General features: G+C 37.1%; 18 protein-coding genes and 3 pseudogenes. 6 read left to right on the forward strand and 15 right to left on the reverse strand.

Annotated elements, in window-relative coordinates; all coding sequences use genetic code 11:
- The first annotated feature begins 329 nt into the window (after positions 1-329).
- Positions 330-1,220, forward strand: coding sequence for a glutamate biosynthesis transcriptional regulator GltR (gltR, locus tag MKX38_RS12965; protein WP_019712544.1), 891 nt, complete (start codon positions 330-332; stop codon positions 1,218-1,220).
- A gap of 157 nt (positions 1,221-1,377) precedes the next feature.
- Here gltR and MKX38_RS12970 read toward each other — a convergent pair whose 3' ends face one another.
- From MKX38_RS12970 to MKX38_RS13015, 10 genes and pseudogenes are all read right to left on the reverse strand, one after another.
- Positions 1,378-1,695: a hypothetical protein gene (locus tag MKX38_RS12970; protein WP_015251620.1), complete on the reverse strand. Its 318-nt coding sequence runs from the start codon at positions 1,693-1,695 to the stop codon at positions 1,378-1,380.
- Entirely contained in the window at positions 1,653-2,975 is a 1,323-nt protein-coding gene (gene brnQ, locus MKX38_RS12975) for a branched-chain amino acid transport system II carrier protein (protein ID WP_033885122.1), read from the reverse strand. Before brnQ ends, MKX38_RS12970 begins: the two co-directional genes overlap by 43 nt.
- Positions 2,976-3,135: 160 nt before the next feature.
- Positions 3,136-3,468 (reverse strand): branched-chain amino acid transporter AzlD, encoded by a 333-nt coding sequence (gene azlD / locus MKX38_RS12980; protein ID WP_003245988.1) that lies wholly within the window; start codon positions 3,466-3,468, stop codon positions 3,136-3,138.
- Positions 3,465-4,229 carry an azaleucine resistance protein AzlC gene (gene azlC, locus MKX38_RS12985; protein ID WP_015251618.1) on the reverse strand — a complete coding sequence of 255 codons (765 nt, stop codon included), beginning with the start codon at positions 4,227-4,229 and terminating at the stop codon, positions 3,465-3,467. Before azlC ends, azlD begins: the two co-directional genes overlap by 4 nt.
- 12 nt (positions 4,230-4,241) lie before the next feature.
- On the reverse strand, positions 4,242-4,715 hold the full coding sequence (gene azlB / locus MKX38_RS12990; protein WP_015251617.1) for an azlBCD operon transcriptional regulator AzlB: 474 nt from the start codon (positions 4,713-4,715) through the stop codon (positions 4,242-4,244).
- 331 nt (positions 4,716-5,046) lie between these two features.
- Positions 5,047-5,282 (reverse strand): annotated as a pseudogene (locus tag MKX38_RS12995) (barstar family protein).
- 271 nt (positions 5,283-5,553) lie between these two features.
- Positions 5,554-6,786: pseudogene (locus tag MKX38_RS13000) on the reverse strand (cytochrome P450).
- A gap of 392 nt (positions 6,787-7,178) precedes the next feature.
- The gene (locus tag MKX38_RS13005) at positions 7,179-7,328 is read right to left on the reverse strand and encodes a hypothetical protein (protein ID WP_003229864.1); all 150 of its coding nucleotides are present in this window, start codon (positions 7,326-7,328) and stop codon (positions 7,179-7,181) included.
- 98 nt (positions 7,329-7,426) lie between these two features.
- A complete protein-coding gene (locus tag MKX38_RS13010) occupies positions 7,427-7,990 on the reverse strand; it encodes a cysteine hydrolase family protein (RefSeq protein ID WP_015251614.1) in 564 nt (187 codons plus the stop codon).
- A 227-nt stretch (positions 7,991-8,217) separates the two neighbouring features.
- Complete coding sequence (locus MKX38_RS13015) at positions 8,218-8,589, reverse strand: YrdB family protein (protein WP_010886579.1); 372 nt, start codon at positions 8,587-8,589, stop codon at positions 8,218-8,220.
- A gap of 465 nt (positions 8,590-9,054) precedes the next feature.
- Between MKX38_RS13015 and MKX38_RS13020 the strand changes: the two are divergent.
- A pseudogene (locus MKX38_RS13020) lies at positions 9,055-9,171 on the forward strand (TetR-like C-terminal domain-containing protein); the annotation flags it as partial.
- A gap of 231 nt (positions 9,172-9,402) precedes the next feature.
- Here MKX38_RS13020 and MKX38_RS13025 read toward each other — a convergent pair.
- A complete protein-coding gene (locus tag MKX38_RS13025; protein WP_015251612.1) occupies positions 9,403-9,906 on the reverse strand; it encodes a DinB family protein in 504 nt (167 codons plus the stop codon).
- Positions 9,907-10,132: 226 nt separating this feature from the next.
- Positions 10,133-10,987 (reverse strand): aminoglycoside 6-adenylyltransferase AadK, encoded by an 855-nt coding sequence (gene aadK / locus MKX38_RS13030; protein ID WP_014477445.1) that lies wholly within the window; start codon positions 10,985-10,987, stop codon positions 10,133-10,135.
- A 391-nt stretch (positions 10,988-11,378) separates the two neighbouring features.
- Here aadK and MKX38_RS13035 point away from each other — a divergent pair, with 391 nt between their 5' ends.
- The 4 genes from MKX38_RS13035 (at position 11,379) to MKX38_RS13050 (ending at position 15,312) form a co-directional block, all read left to right on the forward strand.
- Complete coding sequence (locus tag MKX38_RS13035; RefSeq protein WP_015714372.1) at positions 11,379-12,422, forward strand: nitronate monooxygenase; 1,044 nt, start codon at positions 11,379-11,381, stop codon at positions 12,420-12,422.
- A 349-nt stretch (positions 12,423-12,771) separates the two neighbouring features.
- Positions 12,772-13,569, forward strand: a complete 798-nt coding sequence (gene murI / locus MKX38_RS13040; protein ID WP_015714374.1) for a glutamate racemase — start codon at positions 12,772-12,774, stop codon at positions 13,567-13,569.
- 381 nt (positions 13,570-13,950) lie between these two features.
- Positions 13,951-14,658: a YrpD family protein gene (locus tag MKX38_RS13045; protein ID WP_339189431.1), complete on the forward strand. Its 708-nt coding sequence runs from the start codon at positions 13,951-13,953 to the stop codon at positions 14,656-14,658.
- 576 nt (positions 14,659-15,234) lie between these two features.
- Positions 15,235-15,312, forward strand: coding sequence for a YjcZ family sporulation protein (locus MKX38_RS13050; protein ID WP_072175780.1), 78 nt, complete (start codon positions 15,235-15,237; stop codon positions 15,310-15,312).
- A 286-nt stretch (positions 15,313-15,598) separates the two neighbouring features.
- Here MKX38_RS13050 and MKX38_RS13055 read toward each other — a convergent pair whose 3' ends face one another.
- The 3 genes from MKX38_RS13055 to sigZ all read right to left on the reverse strand — a co-directional run bounded on the left by MKX38_RS13055 (position 15,599) and on the right by sigZ (position 17,242).
- Positions 15,599-15,760 (reverse strand): hypothetical protein, encoded by a 162-nt coding sequence (locus tag MKX38_RS13055; protein ID WP_003245984.1) that lies wholly within the window; start codon positions 15,758-15,760, stop codon positions 15,599-15,601.
- A 62-nt stretch (positions 15,761-15,822) separates the two neighbouring features.
- Positions 15,823-16,578, reverse strand: a complete 756-nt coding sequence (locus MKX38_RS13060) for a metal-binding protein ZinT (RefSeq protein WP_003229858.1) — start codon at positions 16,576-16,578, stop codon at positions 15,823-15,825.
- Positions 16,579-16,711: 133 nt separating this feature from the next.
- Positions 16,712-17,242, reverse strand: coding sequence for an RNA polymerase sigma factor SigZ (sigZ, locus tag MKX38_RS13065; protein ID WP_014480374.1), 531 nt, complete (start codon positions 17,240-17,242; stop codon positions 16,712-16,714).
- Positions 17,243-17,288 lie beyond the last annotated feature (46 nt).

Genomic DNA, 17,288 nt, shown 5'->3' on the forward strand with positions numbered 1-17,288 from the left:
ATCCCCTCCTTCTACTACAACAGTCTTTTTAATTTCATTCGTTAATGTGTCAGCTATTTCCAAGCAGCTGCTACATTTAGAATAAAGTAATTTCCCAATAACCCCTTCATTCTGGTGTTAGTCAAGCCTATGTTATGATGTGTATTTCCATAGGCAATATACAGAATCAACTTCGAGTAAATTAACCATTTTTTGAAATAGCCTTATCACTTACTTTAGAAATCATTTATTCTTCTAAGCTTTAGTTTACATGAAGCTCTGCTATCATATATAATTCAAAATTAAGATGGAAGACATCTCAAAATCAGATATCAACTATGGAGGACTAGATGAATATTCAGTTGTTACAGGTTTTTCTCACTACTGCTCGTGAAGGCAGTATTTCCAAGGCTGCTCAGACTTTAAATTATGCACAATCGAACGTAACGAATAAGATACAACAACTAGAAAACGATTTACAGACAAAATTATTCTATCGCCATAGTCGAGGAATCACACTTACTCCCCCAGGGCAAATTCTTGTTTCTTACTCAGAGAAAATTCTACATACTATTGAAGAAGCTAGAGCAGCCATGGGCGAATCATCCGCGCCTTCTGGGCCACTGCGTATAGGATCAATGGAAACAACAGCTGCAGTTTGGCTTCCTCAACTCCTTGCACATTATAATAACCTCTATCCAAATGTTGATTTGAACCTAGTAACAGGCCCTACGGAACAACAAATACAAGCAGTTTTACATTATGAGTTAAACGGCGCTTTTATTTCAGGGCCTATTGAACACCCTGATTTAGTTCAAGAAAAGGTATTGGATGAAGAGATGGTTCTTGTTACAAGCGCTTCACACCCTGTGATTTCTTCCATTCAGGATGTTCAAACACAAACAATGCTTGTATTCCGTAAAGGATGCTCTTACAGAGCAAAGCTCAATCATATCCTCCAAGAAGAAGGTTTATTACCTATAAAATTAATGGAATTTGGCATACTTGAAGCGATCATTGGCTGTGTAAGCGCCGGCTTGGGGATTTCACTGCTGCCTCGTTCAATCATTGCTTCGCATGAAAAAGAAGGCCGCATTCGCAGCCACACTATCTCTGACAAATATTCTTTCGTATCAACCATGTTTATAAGGCGGAAAGACACTTTAATTACCCCTGCTTTATCTGCTTTTTTAACGCATATGAGGGATCATTTTCAGGTAAAGAGGCCAGATCAATCGTAAATAAATGGATGGAAGGCAGGCTTCGCCTCAAAATACCTCTGATCAGTTGTCTGATATAAAAATATAGGCGCATCTCATTGTTTGTATAGAGCAAAAAAGCAAACTTCGGTATGTAGTTTGCTTTTTCTTCGTGATTTTGCACTCTGAATTGTGAAACCTAGTCGATATTAGAATGTAGATTTTCCTCATTCAAAGAATTTTGAACGAAGATCATTGCCCTAGACACTTGGTTGCGTCTTGAAGTTAAAGGCTGACTATTTCCTAAAGAGTCAATCGCTCTCACAACTATTAAATATTCACCTACAGATTTCGGGTGACAACGGAAAGATTGATATTTTCGGTTGGACAGGGGCAGAACATCCAATTGTAACAGTTGAAGTATCCACTGATGGAGGAGATCCTGCAGATCTGAGTGATATTGCTGTTGATTGATCAACTTGTTTTTGTTCGGAATATACTCAGTATATAGCCGCATATTCCCCCTGTAATAGCTGGAATGAGCCACCCCAGCCCTATGTTATACATAGGAAGAATCTGAGTGAAAATATGATTCACAACTTCAATTTTTATTCCCGCCTCCTTCAAACCGTCAAATAAGCTGATGATGAATGCGAATAATAAACTGCCTTGATACACTTCTGTCTTCCCTTTAAATACAGAATGCAAAAACGTTAAAAATATTAAGGAAATCGCGATAGGATACATCGTCAGTAAGACAGGCATTGACACCTTAATAAGCTGGGTTAATCCTATATTTGCGACAAGCGTACTAAACACTGATAAAACGACAGCAATTTTTTTATAAGAAATGTTCGGGAATAGTTCATGAAAAAATGAAGAACACGCAGTGATCAGTCCGACACTTGTCGTCAGACACGCCACTGTAATCATTAAGCCCAATAAGATTGAACCATAAGAACCAAAATAATAGGATGAAACCTTAGCCAAAACCTCTGCTCCATTTTCTAAAATCCCTAGTTCTTCAACGCTGGAAGCCCCCATATAGGAAAGAGCTGTATACATAACTGCTAAGAGTACAGCTGCAATCGCGGCTGCTTTTGCACAAACACCCATCAGCTGTTTTTTGGTAGAAGCTCCTTGTTCCTTCAATGCATTCACGATGATAATTCCAAAAACAAATGCTACAAGGGCATCCAGAGTAAGGTATCCTTCCTGAAATCCTTTAAAAAACGCTTGTGATGTGTACCCTTTTGATGGTGCTTGAATGGTTCCAATTGGGCGAATAAGAGCTACCACTACAAGCAATCCGATAAATGTCAGCTTAATTGGTGTCAAAAATTTCCCAACTATATCAATGATTTTTGAAGGATTAAGTGATAATACGCATGCCAATCCGAAAAATAATATTGTAAATATGATCAATGAGACAGGGCCTGCATCATTTGATAAAAAAGGTTTTACCCCAATTTCAAACGATACGTTTCCTGATCTCGGGATAGCGAAAAAAGGCCCGATTGCCAAATAGAGAATCGTCGTAAATACAAAGCCAAACACCGGGTGAACACGGCTGGCTAACGACTGTAAGTTTTGTTTACCCGAAAAAACAAATGCTGTTATAGCCAGTAACGGCAATCCAACTCCGGTCACTAAGAAACCTGCATTAGCGACCCATACATTTTTCCCAGCCATTTGACCAAGCATAGGCGGAAAAATGAGGTTTCCTGCTCCAAAAAACAATGCAAATAGCATTAATCCTATAATGATGATATAGGAAGCAGACACTTTTTTTGACATTATATATCCTCCGATTAAAGTAGACACTTCTTGAATAGCCAGGAAACATTACAGATGCTATTTGCACTGGCACAGTGTTGATTCCAAAATAAGCTTGTGTCAGTTTTATATATTTTTATCAAGTTTAATAAAAGCATGATTTGATAGTTTCCGATATCGGTTAAAAAACCAATTGCACCAAAACCATATAAACAACGGTTCCCCCCGCTATGGAAAGAAGCATATTTTTCTTCCACAAGTGAAGCAGTACAACTGCAGCTGCTCCAACCAATTCAGGAATGCCATGACTTCCAGAAAGCAGACTCACATCTTTTAAACAATAAATGACCAAAAGCCCGATTACCGCTGATGGCAGCACTTTACCAAGATACTGTACATATTTCGGTGTCGGTTTGCCAGACGGGAAAATCATGAATGGAAGGAACCGTGTCAGCATTGTTCCAAGCACGACCATTGCAATGGTGATCATTTGCTGCGTCATAGTCATCGTCATACGGAAACCTCAGCTTTCTCCAATGGTTTTCTCAGAACAGTCAGTACCCCTAAAATGGCGAGCATAGCAGGAATAATAAATTGGTTTCCGCCAAAAAGGATAAGACAGGCTACTGAAAGTCCAAGTCCTGAGAGAGCACTGTAATGCTTTTTCTCTTTCATCCATTGTTCTATGAATATCACAATAAACAGAGCAGTCATCACAAAATCAAGCCCTTCGGTATTAAACTTCACGTACGACCCAAAAATACCTCCTATCGCTGCCCCCGCGACCCAATATAAATGATTAAGCAGTGTCACAAAAAACATAAACCAGCCCTTGTCAACATTCGCCGGAACATTAGCGGTATAATTGATAGAAAATGATTCATCGCACATTCCGAAAATCAGATAAAGCTTTTTCTTTCCAGTCCCCCTGTACTTATCCAACATGGAAATTCCATAAAACAAATGCCTGGCATTGACCATTAACGTCAAAAAAAGAGCATTCATAGGGTTGAACGCACCAAGTAAAAAATTCGCTGCAACAAACTCCATTGAGCCCGCAAATATCATAAAACTCATGATGATTGGATAGATTGCGCTAAATCCCAAAGAATGCATAAAGATTCCATAAGCTATCCCCAAAAACAAAAACCCCGCAAAAATCGGAATTGTATATGGGAATGCAGAACGAAATGCAGCCCATATTTGACTTCTCTTATTCATATGAGTGTTTATAGCAGGAGAGCTTAAATGTAACGATTCTTTATTTTTATTCAAATCAACAACCTCCTACATTTCATCAATTGGCACACTGACAGTTCTTTTTTCTGTACTCATGACTATGCTTGTGTCAACTCCACTAATAGCAGGGTTCTGCATTAATGAATCAATGATAAAATTCCGATAACTCTCCATGTCCTTCGCCACAATCTTGAGCATATAGTCATGGCTTCCTGTAAGTGTGTAGCATTCTTGAACCTGTGGGAATTTGTTTATATCCTCTAAAAATGAATGAATTGTCTCCCTATTTAAGGGTGATAAGTTGATGAGAGCTAGTGCTGTGACTTCGATTCCAAGTTTTTTCTCATCAACAATAGTCGTAAACTTTTTAATTATACCTGCTTCTACTAGGTTCTTTGTTCTTGCAAGGCAAGCTGATGGTGAAAGCCCAATTTTCTTAGATAAATTTAAATTTGATATTGAAGCATCTTCCTGCAATTCTCTTAAGATGGCCTTATCAGTTTCGTCAAGCATAATACCCATTTCACAACCCCCAATACCCTTAACAGAATTATATTTCATCCAATTTAAATAATAACGAATTTTTATTCGATAATCAAATATTATTTAAATTTAAATCCCTTTAAAATATTATTCACAGAATAAAATTATCCCCGCTATTAACTCATAATGAAATTAACTTACATCAGAAAGAAGTCATGGGAGAGTTATGTACTTGTGTGACTTGATACCAACATCATAAGAAACTTATCAGAAGCCAAAAAGTTATTGCGGTCTCACCGAAAATTGAATTTGCGGTGCCCATTGCCTTTTTCCGCGAACGAAAATTGTTAAAATTCGCAAAACAGAAAGTCTACTCTATTATTATTTTAAATTCGTCCTTTAGTTCCTCTTGAGCCTCTTGTAAAACTTCTAATACATCGTCAGCGTATGAACCTAAAAATGTATGAACTCAAAATTTTTCAAGACTAAAGTGAGCGGCAAATCCACCCACCCTGTCAGGCAATCCCATAAAGATTTATCTTTTAAAACATCATGTAAAACTTCTATATTTTCAAAGTCTTTTCCATCTATCATTATTTTTCTCATTAGAAACTATGCCCTCCATTATTTTATCTTAACAAACGTTTACTATGTAACAGCTGTTTGTCCAAATGAGGCTGAAAACAAATAAAAAACACCGATAGGATGAAACTATTGGTGTTTGCAAGACATCTTCATACCCGGTAGGCATAAATAATGCTAAACTTTGTTTTTAAAAAGCTATCATATCAAATTTTTATGTTACAGCTTTTACTATCGTTTAATCTAATTGAGGAGTAAAACAAGATATGTTTGAAAATCACATATCCCCAAAAAATTAAAAACTAATCGGCAGTTCTTCGAGTGCTCTCATCAGAAAATTCCCTTTCCATTTCATTTGTTTCTTTTCGCCTTTTAACTGTATATTTGGACAGCGGCGTAATAAGGTGGAAATCGCAATCTTTGCTTCTAAGCGGGCTAGCTGTGCACCAAGACAAAAATGATTGCCATGGCCAAAAGCAATATGGCGGTTGTTCTTTCTTTCAATATCAAATATGTCGGCATTTGGAAATATCTTTTCATCACGGTTTGCTGATGCTAAAGAAATGATGATCACATCTTTCCGTTTAATCTCCTGCCCATGCAGTATAAACGGTTCAGCCGTCCAGCGAATTGTCGTTAGCTCAACAGGGCTGTGAAACCGCAATGCTTCTTCTATGGCTGAATTCATCAAGTCCGGCTGCTGGCGGAGCTTTTCTAGTTGATCATGGTGACACATCAGAGCATATGTCATATTGGTGATTAAGTTTACGGTTGTTTCATGACCTGCAACGATAAGCAGCATAATCATCGAGTACAATTCTTCTGTACTTAATTGTGTGCCTTCACTTTCCGCTTGAATTAATGCACTGATTAAATCTCCTGCAGGTTCTCTCCTTTTTTTGCGAACTAAGGATTCCAGATATTCAACAAACTCCCCTAACAAGTGATCATTCTCCTGAAGTCTTTCAGGGGCATCTGAAAAATCAATAATTGCTTGCGACCATACTCTGAATTTTTGACGATCTTCCAAGGGAATGCCGAGCATTTCACTTATCACGATAATCGGCAATGGAAACGCATAATCGTCTACTAGGTTCATGAATTTGTTGGGCTGCACTTTATCCAATAAAGAATCTGCGATATGCTGGATTTTGTCTTCCAACTGCAAAATCATCCGATGCGTAAATGCTTTTTGAACAAGAGTTCGCAAGCGGTTGTGATCAGGGGGATCTGAATTAAGCATATGTTTTGTTAAAGTCTCTTCATTCTTCAATAGAGCAGGACGTTTTTCTTTTGCGGTAAATACATTTTCATAGTTTTTCTTTAATTTTTCATTCTTTAATAAATGTATTGCATCATCATATCTCGATATGAGCCAGCCTTTCCCCAGAGCTCCTAAAGATAATGGGTAGAGAGGCTGTTATTTTCGCAATTCTTTATAAAATTCATACGCTTCATCTTTAAATGCTCTCGAAGACAATTGACTTTCCGTCAAAATGGTTACACTCTTTTTTTCTTTTGAAGACATTCATTCGACCTCCATCTTTGAAAGGTTATGATAATCTTTAAATATAAAATCAGGACGATTTGTAAAATGATCCATTGAGATCAGTATTCATGATAAGGGCCAAAATGCCGTCCCCTCATTTTGAAATAAAAGATATGAGACAGTCATTAATCATTTTGCTGCCTAAACTCTTTCCCTGATAAAATGGCGAAACTCCTAATACTTCTATGCCGGCTCTTTTAAGGATTTGGAAAATTTTTTAGCCCCATTTTGATTAATGTTATCCCCCCTGCTGCTATATAATCGATCAAGTTTAATGTCGGGTTTATCACGATGTTTTAATAGAGCGGCAACAACCATTTCACCATTCTGAATGCCAACAAAAAAGAAATGCTTTTTAAAATATGCTCTTGTCAGTACTTTATGCATTTCAAAAATAAATGAATGATCTTTTTTTCGCGTTTTACGAGTAAATCCATAAAAGGATATTGATTGAAAGATTGATGGAATAGCTTTGCCACTTTGCTTACTTCATCTGCTCTTGCTTGTCGATAAAGAAACATTGATGCACCTCCTCTGAGCAGTAAAGCAGGAAATCGAATTAAAGCGCCCTTCCTATTGGAAAGGCGCCTGCCGTTTTACTGTGCCAAAATGTTTTTCATCAGTGAGTTTTTATAAAATCATTTATTAATTGATCAGTTGTCAATATTGTGGCAAATTCATCATGCAATGTAGCTAGAGATATATTATGAATAGTCGCCGCATCATAATATGTATCATTTTGGTCTCTCATTCCGAAGGCTGCTGTTGCATCTGAAATCAGGTATGTATCAAACCCTAAATTACCACTCATTCTTGTGGTGGTTGATACACAGTGAGGCGTGGTTAAACCAGTTATGACTACAGTGGTTATTTCATTTAATTTTAAGAATTCTTCTAAATTCGTACCAATAAAGCTGCTATTTACTGTCTTGGTTATAATGACTTCTTCATCCATAGGCTTAACTATTTCCTTTATCGCAAACCCTTCATTCTTTGGATGGAATAAAGAATGAGGTTTATCAGAAGTGTGTTGTATGTATATGACTGTCCATCCTTTTTCTCTCCATAATTTTAGTATTTTACTAATGTTTTCTTCCGCCTTTACGTTATTCCGTTCCCCCCATTTTTTATCATCGAAGGCTTTTTGTACATCCACAATGATTAAAGCTTTCTTTTCTTCCACAAGATACCCTCCTACGTAGAATTTCTATTTATTACTACATTCTAAATACAAATTTTACTTTTGTACAATTGTTTAATGATGAATTTCAAATGAGCGCCTTCTTTATTGGAAAATGCGTTCTATACTGCAACTGTGCCCAAGCCGTTAACCTTCAAATCTAATCTGAGAATCACTGGCTCTACAGAGAATAATAAAAACACTCTAATAACGAGTGCTGAAATGAAAAACTATTGATTTAGAAGCCATTTGATACGCTCAGCTGAAATGATGTAGTGGAGTATTATAAGACATAAAAAGACAATACTAACTGGTTTTAAATAACTAAAATAAAGCGCTGCAACAGCCATTGCAAAGATCAATAATTCAATAACTAACCTTGTTACTCCGTTTACAGCTATTACAGTTTGTCCGCTTCGACTAGGATCATGAGGTACTGCAAATACAGACCAGACAATCATAACTGCAATAGGTAAAACCAAAGTTAAAACATATTTAAAATAACCATTAAAGCTTATCCAAGCATACACCCCTAAGGAGATTAGTGCAGCAATTTCAAGGGTGAATCTTAAAAGTAAATTAGTCTGATTCAGTTTTTCCAACTCCTCTATAAAAAACACCCCCGCAGGAGATGCTCTTTCTCTGCTTTATTTCAGCGTATAAAAACTTTTCTGTTCTTCCTCTTTAGATTCTATTGTAGTTTTCGGCGAGATTACCTCTACTTTTGAAGAGATGATACCGACTGCTGCTGTTACCAATGCTCCGATAATAGAACGATGATAAGTATAATGAAATATGACAACTTTTCCCCTCCTATTTAGTTAATTATCCAAATAATCAGGAAGTTGTCTACAATTTGCAGAATTTGTCGAACGAAGTAAAGATTATACCTGGGAGGCTTTACTCATTGTATGAATTACAGTAAATAAATTGCCTTCCCTTTTGAGAAGACGTTCCAACTCAGCTAGACTCTTCCAATAGGCTTCCTTTTGGCGCAGCTGCTTTTATTCAAAAATTGAGCAACACCTAAATGTTTCATTGGAATTTCTGAACCATCGATCGCTGCTGAATTTGTTTCAAATGCATACGTAGGAGTAGTCGAATGGTGGTTGAAAAATGAAATGCCTTCCCCACCTCGAGTGATGGCAGAAAAAGCGGGGATTTTGTTAGAGAGGAATCTATAGACATGTGTATCTAGAAGATTTGACAGCATTAAAAATTATACTTACATTGTTGGGAACAGGCCAACAATAAAGCGGAAGAACGTTGTCATTTGAAGTGGTTTGGAATAAAAATGATTCGAATATGTTCTTATCATTGGTAAACGAACAAAAAAAGAACATGTTTTGAAAAAAGATAGATCAAAACATCTTCTTATATGTTGTCATAGCGTAACTTTTTTATAAAAAGGTTGATTACATTTTCGGGGCTTCCAAACCAAATTTTGCCCATTCTTCTTTTGCTGGACCATAAATACCTGGAACAGTTAACCCTGCTTGTCTCATAAGAACAGTCATTTGTCCCCGATGGTGATTTTGATGTTGAATTAAAAACATCAAAAGTGAACCGTTAGGCAATTGTTGTCCGATAAAGTTGATACGTTCTTGAAGTGTATGGTCAGTCCATTGGGTTTTTAATGCCTGTACAAATGCATTACTGGCTTGATGATAGCTGTCAGCTATAAACTGAGCCGAAGTTGGAACAGGATAATCTTCAGCTGGGGCATGGAACGTTAAGTCTGTGTTTGAGGTAATGATGCGAATGGCAGCAACAGTATGCCAAGCAATACGGCCTAGAGTCCAATTTTGTGAAGTTATTTCTTGTTTAAGTGATTCATCAGTCAGACTATTTAATAGTTTCTGTGTAGCATCTGCTTCGAACTCCCAAGATTTCAAAAAATGGTCTAAGGTTTGGAACACAAAAATCCTCCTTTACATTCTATTATTTTTTTAATGTGCCTATAGGTTAATTATAATGCCTCGTTTCGTTAAAAAGAACAAAAATTTTGGACAAGAATAATCATAGTAAAATGCGTAGACATTCTTAAACATAACGATTTACGCATCTTTTTACAAACATGGTGACTCCTTGGTCTCCATTGTCAGCGAGAATCAAATATCATATGAAAACAATCCTATATTCTTATTACTTTACTGAGCAATAAATACCTTCCGTATACTTAGTGATGCCTTCATCGTAATCAGGATACTTATATGCAAGACTTTCTGATACAGCTTTTGAATACTTTCTAAATAATGCATAGCAAGTAAATAAAGACTTCCACATTTCCTGATACCCATTCACAGAATATGTAGACATGAGTTCCTCCCATTCTTTATTTGAAAGGTACCGTTTCATAAATTTATAGTTCTTCCCCATACTAAATGAATACCCTTTCTGAGATGCGATATGCCAGGCCATCATTCTCAATAAATTAGGACGTACAATTTCATTTAAATGGTCAATGGCAAAAAGGATTTCATTTCTTGCTAATCCTTTTACTACGTAAGTCGAAACCATCCAGAACTCATTACAGCAATCATCAAATTCCCTTGCAGTCGGCTTTTTCATCCAGTATTGGCGATCATTTGGGGTCACTTTATAGTTGATGAACGAATCCTTATCAAGCAATACCTTAACCAAACCATCGTTATTAGCAAAATAGTCTTCTGCTTCACGAATTGGAATAAGGGTTAGATCTAATTTGTTGCCATCCTCAAAAAGAATAATGTATGAAAACCAATTACCTAATTCGGGAGGAAAAAGCTCCATATCTTCTGGTTTTTGCATCATAATGCGCTTCCCAAAGATTTCGAGCCACTGATCATTTTCTTTAAAAGAATCTACATCAGTTACAAAATACGAGATGTCATAATCTTGGAAGTTGTCAGGAGGGATATTTCTGTTTGTACGCGACCCTTCCAAAGTGACCAATCGGATTCTCTCATCGTTCAAAGCAAAGTCCAAAAAAATGTCCATCATTTCCTGCTCACTTCGCATCGCATGTTCCTCCGTTTCAGCCTTAATATCTAACTGTAAAACCGAATATTGATCTGTACGTCTTATAGATTTTTTTACTCTTGAATGTGATGTATTCTTCTAAGCTTTATTTTACATGAAGTCCTTCTATATATCATTCAAAATTAAGATGCAAGACATCTCAAAATCAGATATCAACTATGAAGGACTACATGAATATTCAGTTTTTTGTAGAGCCGCCATGGGACGACACTCTTTGACACACTTTAATCTCCCCTGCTTTATCGACATGTTAACTGGTATGAGAGATTGACAAAAAGAAGGAAAACAATATATTTAAGCGAATACGAGTTTTTGAGTAAACTTAAAAATGACACTTTTTCAAAAATCATGTCTTAACGGGGGATTCGGTATGAATGAATTTATGAAGAAGTTTTCCTTAACAAAACCGATTATTCAAGCTCCAATGGCCGGCGGTATTACAAAGCCCCGACTTGCATCTGCAGTTTCGAATCAAGGTGCTCTTGGCAGCTTAGCATCGGGGTATCTTACGCCAGACCTGCTAGAACAACAGATAAAAGAAATGTTTGAGCTGACAGACGCTCCTTTTCAAATTAATGTGTTTGTTCCGCTTGGTCTAGAAATGCCACCAGAAGATCAGGTTAAAAAGTGGAAAGAAAACATACCGTTAGCTAATCAAGTAAATCAATTCACATCTGTACAAGAAGAGTGGGATGACTTCTATCAAAAAATTGATCTAATTTTAAAATATAAGGTTAAGGCTTGCTCATTCACTTTTGATCTGCCGCCTGAAGACGCAGTAAAGGAGCTAAAAACCGCTGGATGCTGTTTAATAGGAACCGCTTCAACAGTAGAAGAAGCATTGTTAATGGAAGAACGGGGAATGGATATAGTAGTACTTCAAGGAAGTGAAGCCGGTGGACATCGCGGAGCATTCTTACCTTCCAAAGGTGAATCTGCCGTAGGTTTAATGGCTCTGATTCCACAAGCAGCAGATGCACTGAGCGTACCTGTCATAGCTGCTGGGGGAATGATAGACCACAGAGGAGTAAAAGCAGCTTTAACCCTTGGAGCCCAAGGCGTTCAAATCGGTTCTGCCTTTTTAATTTGTCACGAGAGTAACGCACATCCAGTACATAAACAGAAAATACTAGAAGCAAACGAAGCAGATACAAAGCTTACGACATTATTTTCAGGTAAAGAGGCCAGAGGAATCGTAAATAAATGGATGGAAGAAAAAGAACAGTTTGAGACACAAACCCTTCCGTACCCTTATCAAAATACACTAACGAAGGCAATGAGACAGAAGGCTTCACTTCAAAATAACCATGATCAGATGTCTTTATGGGCAGGTCAAGGGATACGGTCATTGACTGAGGAAATTTCGGTTAAGCAGCTTTTAAATCAGCTTTGCCAAGAGGATATAAAAATATAGGCGCACCTCATTGATAGAGCAAAAAGCAAACTTTGACAGGCAGTTTGCTTTTTTTTTCGTAATTTCATCCACTGACTCTGGAAATCTAAATACTCCTACATTTTCAAAGCTAATTTGAATCGGGTTATCAATCATCACATTGATACGATGCGATCTTGATAATTTCACCACAACCACAATACATTACCAACATTTCGATCTTATCTCCCCTTCTCAAGTTTTGCTCCCTATTCGAATAATCGATAGCTCCCATATTAAATTTGAATAGTAAAATGGTTCTTTTTCGTTTGATTCAGATGATATAAAGTCATATGATAAAAAAAGAATGAGACAGAAAGCGTGAGAAGTGATGAAAATAGGATTTTTTGATTCAGGAATTGGTGGCATGACTGTATTGTATGAGGCCATAAAAGTTCTTCCTTATGAAGATTACATTTTTTATGCAGATACGTTAAACGTTCCATACGGTGAAAAATCAAAGGGTAAAGTTAAAGAATATATTTTCAATGCAGCTGAATTTCTGGCCAGTCAAAATATCAAAGCTCTTGTTATTGCGTGTAATACAGCTACTAGCATTGCGATAGAGGATCTTCGGAGAAACTTCGACTTTCCGATAATCGGAATCGAACCCGCTGTAAAGCCTGCTATAAATAAATGTACAGAGGAAAGAAAAAGAGTTCTGGTAGTTGCTACTAATTTGACGCTTAAAGAAGAGAAATTTCATAATCTAGTTAAAGAAATTGATCACCATGACCTTGTTGATTGCTTAGCTCTTCCAGGACTAGTTGAATTTGCTGAGAACTTTGATTTTAGTGAAGACAAAATCATTAAATATCTAAAGAACGAACTATCTTCTTTTGATCTGAAACAATATGGAACGATTGTGTTAGGATGCACTCATTTTCCGTTTTTCAAAAACAGTTTTGAAAAACTATTTGGGATAAAAGTTGATATGATTTCAGGCAGTGTCGGTACTGCAAAACAGTTGAAAAAAGTTCTTGCAGATCGTAACCAGCTTGGTAAAGGATCGGGCTCAATCACCTTTTTCAATTCTGGCCATAAAATTGTGGACCAAGTAGTCATATCAAAGTACAAAAGATTGTTTGAAATATTAGATGAAACTCAAAGGAGTCATGTTGGACATTGAATGTAAATGAAAAAGACAATCTCCTGAAGAGAAACATGAACTAAGAAGCGGGCTTAAAAAGCCCACTTTTTTTCTAACAAACAATTGAGTTATACACACATATCTGATTACAGTGTTTTCGCTCTTTCCCCTCTTATTTCTCCCCCATCTCTTATAGCTTTTCTATTTCAATAAAACACAAGTCTCGATTGAAAAGTTATCGTAACATTTACACTTCACAGGACATTTTTCGAGATTAGAAATCGACCGTTTGCCAGATACACAAAGTCATAATGTGTAAATTCTGTGTCTATTTTCATGTTGATTATGGAATTATTTTCATAATGTTTTATAATACAAGATGATAGCGTTTTCTAATTATAATGATAGGGGGAAATAATGATGATGAAAAAAGGACTGCTCGCGGGTGCGCTTACGGCAACTGTGCTTTTTGGCACATGTGCAGTAGATGTGCCGGGTATTATTAGTCCAAAAACCGCAGAAGCTGCATCACAGCTAACTGATGGAATCGGCGGAAGGGCTTACTTGAACAGCACTGGTGCCATTTTTGTTATGAAAATCCAGCTTCCTAGCTCCATTCAGGTTTCAAATGGGACAGCCTACATCTACTCTGGCTTTAGCGGGGGCACAGAATCCGATATCGGGTTTCAGTACAGTGATAAATATAACGTATGGAAACCATATATGAAAGTCGGTTCAAAAGGACAGGATCAGGTTCAGTACCTCGAAGGAGGAAGCCAATTTACGAATACGAAAGGCTTCCGTCCCGGCAGCACCGTACAACTTACCATCTACAAAAACCTTAACGGCAATACACGCGCTACATACTGGGGCACAAACAATGCAGGATACAACGGCCGTCTCATTTCAGAAATCAGCAAAACAAATGTCGGCTCCATCTCCAAATGGAAAGCGCTCGCTACAGTTGCAACAACAGGTTCACGCCAATCTATCAAATCAAATTTTTCAACATCTTTTACAAACATCACCATCGACAACAAAGCAATAACACCTGTAATTGATACACAAGACTTCGCTAAAGTAACAGTCTCAGGCAACAGTGTCAGTTTATCCGTTGTGAAAAATTAAAACATGTTAAACATACAATGCGTTAGGCTATTGAGAAGTTCTCGATAGTCTTAAAGGGGGCTTAACATGCCCCTTTTTTCATTTCAATTTAACTTTCAGTTAGCTTCGGTGCATGCCGTCTATCCCCGTCTTTTATCTGGGTGAAGTAAGGAGCAGCTCGCCCCTTCTGAGCCTGTTCCATTTGCTCAACGCAAAAGGTGTGCATCACTGTCTTAAAAATGTTAAAACAAATAGCAGATAGTGCACTTTATTTTTAGATGAGGCATGCTTACGCTCGATATGCAAGTCAAATGATTAAGGGTCTGCAAGAGAGAGAAGTTTTGGGTGTACTTTCATAAAAGAGGGATGGCTTCATATAGCTCGATTGCATCAGGAAGATTAGCCAACGATTGGCCGAGAACAACACATCACTTTGAAACGGATTCATTCCAAAATCATAAGTATGATCCAATAACTAATAAAGATCAGTTAGCAGTCCAGCCTTAAAAATATTTTTACATCAATTAAACTAGCATCACTATCGAATAAGCTCGATCTGCATATCATGTACTATCCTCTTTTAAGGAAGGTGATGTTATGAGGTCATTTCCATTAATCGTAGTTCTATTCATCCTATTAATCATCGTTGGGACATCTTTCTTTGGTGGCTATTAAGAACACACCTTACCTCATATCCATCAGACGCCATAAGAAATCTTTATGGCGTCTGTTTTTTATTAGATTTAAACAAAACCATTAAAGTGGGCCATGCAAACACACCTATGGAGATTACTGCCACGACTTCTTTGTGAGGGAAATATTCTTCCCTTTATGGACTATTGTCGATCAAAAGAGAAAGTTGAAATGCATTTTTATGGTGAGATGAATCGAGGCTTAGACATATAAAAAACCGCAAAGCTTTCTTGAAGAAGCTTTGCGGTTTTTGGGTCTCTTCTTTGCTTCATATAAGCCAATAGATTTCAAGCGTAATCCACTGCCATACATCCAATGATTTTTTATTTTGAAATAGGTTTCTTCTACTCTTCATGTGAGATGACTCAAGGTATGCCACGTCACAATAATATGGCGGATACTGAATGGTCTCAATCAGTTTTTTCCCCATTCTATCAATTCTCCACAGAAAAAATGGCTATGGCAGAACAACTTTCATAGAGTAATCATCATTTAATGAGCCATCATCTCATGGGCAATATCGTGTCCATCCATTTTTGACGGGTAGTAAGTAGGCCAGTTTTTGACTTCATCAAGTAAAGCTTCACGGTCGTCCCCCCAATAGAGATGGTAATGACTAGCTTTAGTCGGGTAAATACTATGATCACTAAACTGAATATACTGAGGCAGCCCTTCTGCTTTTTTAGCTAGTTTGAATATGTATCTTACCCCTCTATTGCCCGCATCATAGGTTAGAATTTCGTATCCGTCATACGTATACTTACCAGAATATTCTTTTCCATTTTTGAAGAACGTTACAGTATCTTTCTGGATTACAATACGGTCAACATCTGTTTGATAGCCTTTTTTATAATACTCTTTATATTCTTCAGCTGTCTTGCCGCCTTCGTGTTCTGATTTATATGAAAACACTTCGTCAAGAGTACCATCTTGCAGGTATGGATATACAGATTGCCAATCTCCTTCCCAATCAGAAAGTAAGCGATCCTTTACTTGGCTGTTTTTAAAATAGCCTTCATATATTTTTTCTGTTTCTTCATCATGCGCATGACTATGATCGTGAGAATGTTCGTGTGTATGACTGTCAGATGTTTGCTCTTGCGTTTTGGAAGAGTCTTCTTCAACTGCTGAGGATGATGTTGTTTGATTAGACTCACCTGCAGAAGAACCGGAAGTCTGACATCCTGCCAAAACTAGTAATGAACCAATCGTTAATATGCCTAGCCGTTTTGAAAATAAAATGTTCATTCCAACACTCCTTTTTTATTAAATCGAAAACATTACGATTTATATTATACATACATCTCTTGCAAACATCAAAGGAAAAATGCTCTTCATGCGGATGGCCTATTTTAAAGGAATAACTGACTATGTTCATCAGTTATTCCTTTAAAATACGAAAGTCTACGATATTTCCATATCGATCCGCTTCAATATGACAGCACCCCTCAAGCAGCTGTTTTAATTTTCCACGTCCGCGTTGTACCCTTGATTTTGCTCCGGAGTAAGAAATGCCGAGCTTTTCACTCAACTCTTTTTGTGATAACCCCTGGAATTCAGTTAACTCGAGCGCCTCTCGATACTTTTCAGGCAACCGTTTGATGGTCGATCGAATACACACAGCTGCTTCCTTGGTGAAATTTTCTTCCTCTGCACTGTCATTAAAATGTAGAACATCAGGCAATATTTCGCTTGTTTTTTTTGTACGGTAAAAATCAATAATCGTATTTCTAGTGATCCGATAAATCCAGCTGTCGATCTTTTGTTCATCGATCAGATTTGGGAGATGCACTTGTATTTTCATAAATACGATTTGCAAGAGGTCATCAACGATAGATTGATCGTTAACCCTATGTGAAATATATGTTTTTAACGGCTGATGAAATTGATCCCATAGATCCTCTATATTCATTTGAAAAAACCTCCTATAATTTTGCGTCTGCTTTACATTTGCTTCG

It is taken from the genome of Bacillus sp. FSL M8-0025, from assembly GCF_037975475.1.
Classification (GTDB): Bacteria; Bacillota; Bacilli; order Bacillales; family Bacillaceae; genus Bacillus; species Bacillus subtilis.

Excerpts from the sequence above, each read along its gene's own strand:
- azlD (WP_003245988.1), bottom strand. The coding sequence starts at position 3,468 with ATGACGATGACTATGACGCAGCAAATGATCACCATTGCAATGGTCGTG.
- aadK (WP_014477445.1), bottom strand. The coding sequence starts at position 10,987 with ATGCGAAGTGAGCAGGAAATGATGGACATTTTTTTGGACTTTGCTTTG.
- MKX38_RS13045 (WP_339189431.1), top strand. The coding sequence starts at position 13,951 with ATGATGAAAAAAGGACTGCTCGCGGGTGCGCTTACGGCAACTGTGCTT.
- azlB (WP_015251617.1), bottom strand. The coding sequence starts at position 4,715 with ATGGGTATTATGCTTGACGAAACTGATAAGGCCATCTTAAGAGAATTG.
- MKX38_RS13035 (WP_015714372.1), top strand. The coding sequence starts at position 11,379 with ATGAATGAATTTATGAAGAAGTTTTCCTTAACAAAACCGATTATTCAA.
- gltR (WP_019712544.1), top strand. The coding sequence starts at position 330 with ATGAATATTCAGTTGTTACAGGTTTTTCTCACTACTGCTCGTGAAGGC.
- MKX38_RS12970 (WP_015251620.1), bottom strand. The coding sequence starts at position 1,695 with ATGCGGCTATATACTGAGTATATTCCGAACAAAAACAAGTTGATCAAT.
- MKX38_RS13050 (WP_072175780.1), top strand. The coding sequence starts at position 15,235 with ATGAGGTCATTTCCATTAATCGTAGTTCTATTCATCCTATTAATCATC.
- MKX38_RS13005 (WP_003229864.1), bottom strand. The coding sequence starts at position 7,328 with ATGTTTCTTTATCGACAAGCAAGAGCAGATGAAGTAAGCAAAGTGGCA.
- murI (WP_015714374.1), top strand. The coding sequence starts at position 12,772 with ATGAAAATAGGATTTTTTGATTCAGGAATTGGTGGCATGACTGTATTG.
- brnQ (WP_033885122.1), bottom strand. The coding sequence starts at position 2,975 with ATGTCAAAAAAAGTGTCTGCTTCCTATATCATCATTATAGGATTAATG.
- MKX38_RS13060 (WP_003229858.1), bottom strand. The coding sequence starts at position 16,578 with ATGAACATTTTATTTTCAAAACGGCTAGGCATATTAACGATTGGTTCA.
- MKX38_RS13055 (WP_003245984.1), bottom strand. The coding sequence starts at position 15,760 with ATGGGGAAAAAACTGATTGAGACCATTCAGTATCCGCCATATTATTGT.
- sigZ (WP_014480374.1), bottom strand. The coding sequence starts at position 17,242 with ATGAATATAGAGGATCTATGGGATCAATTTCATCAGCCGTTAAAAACA.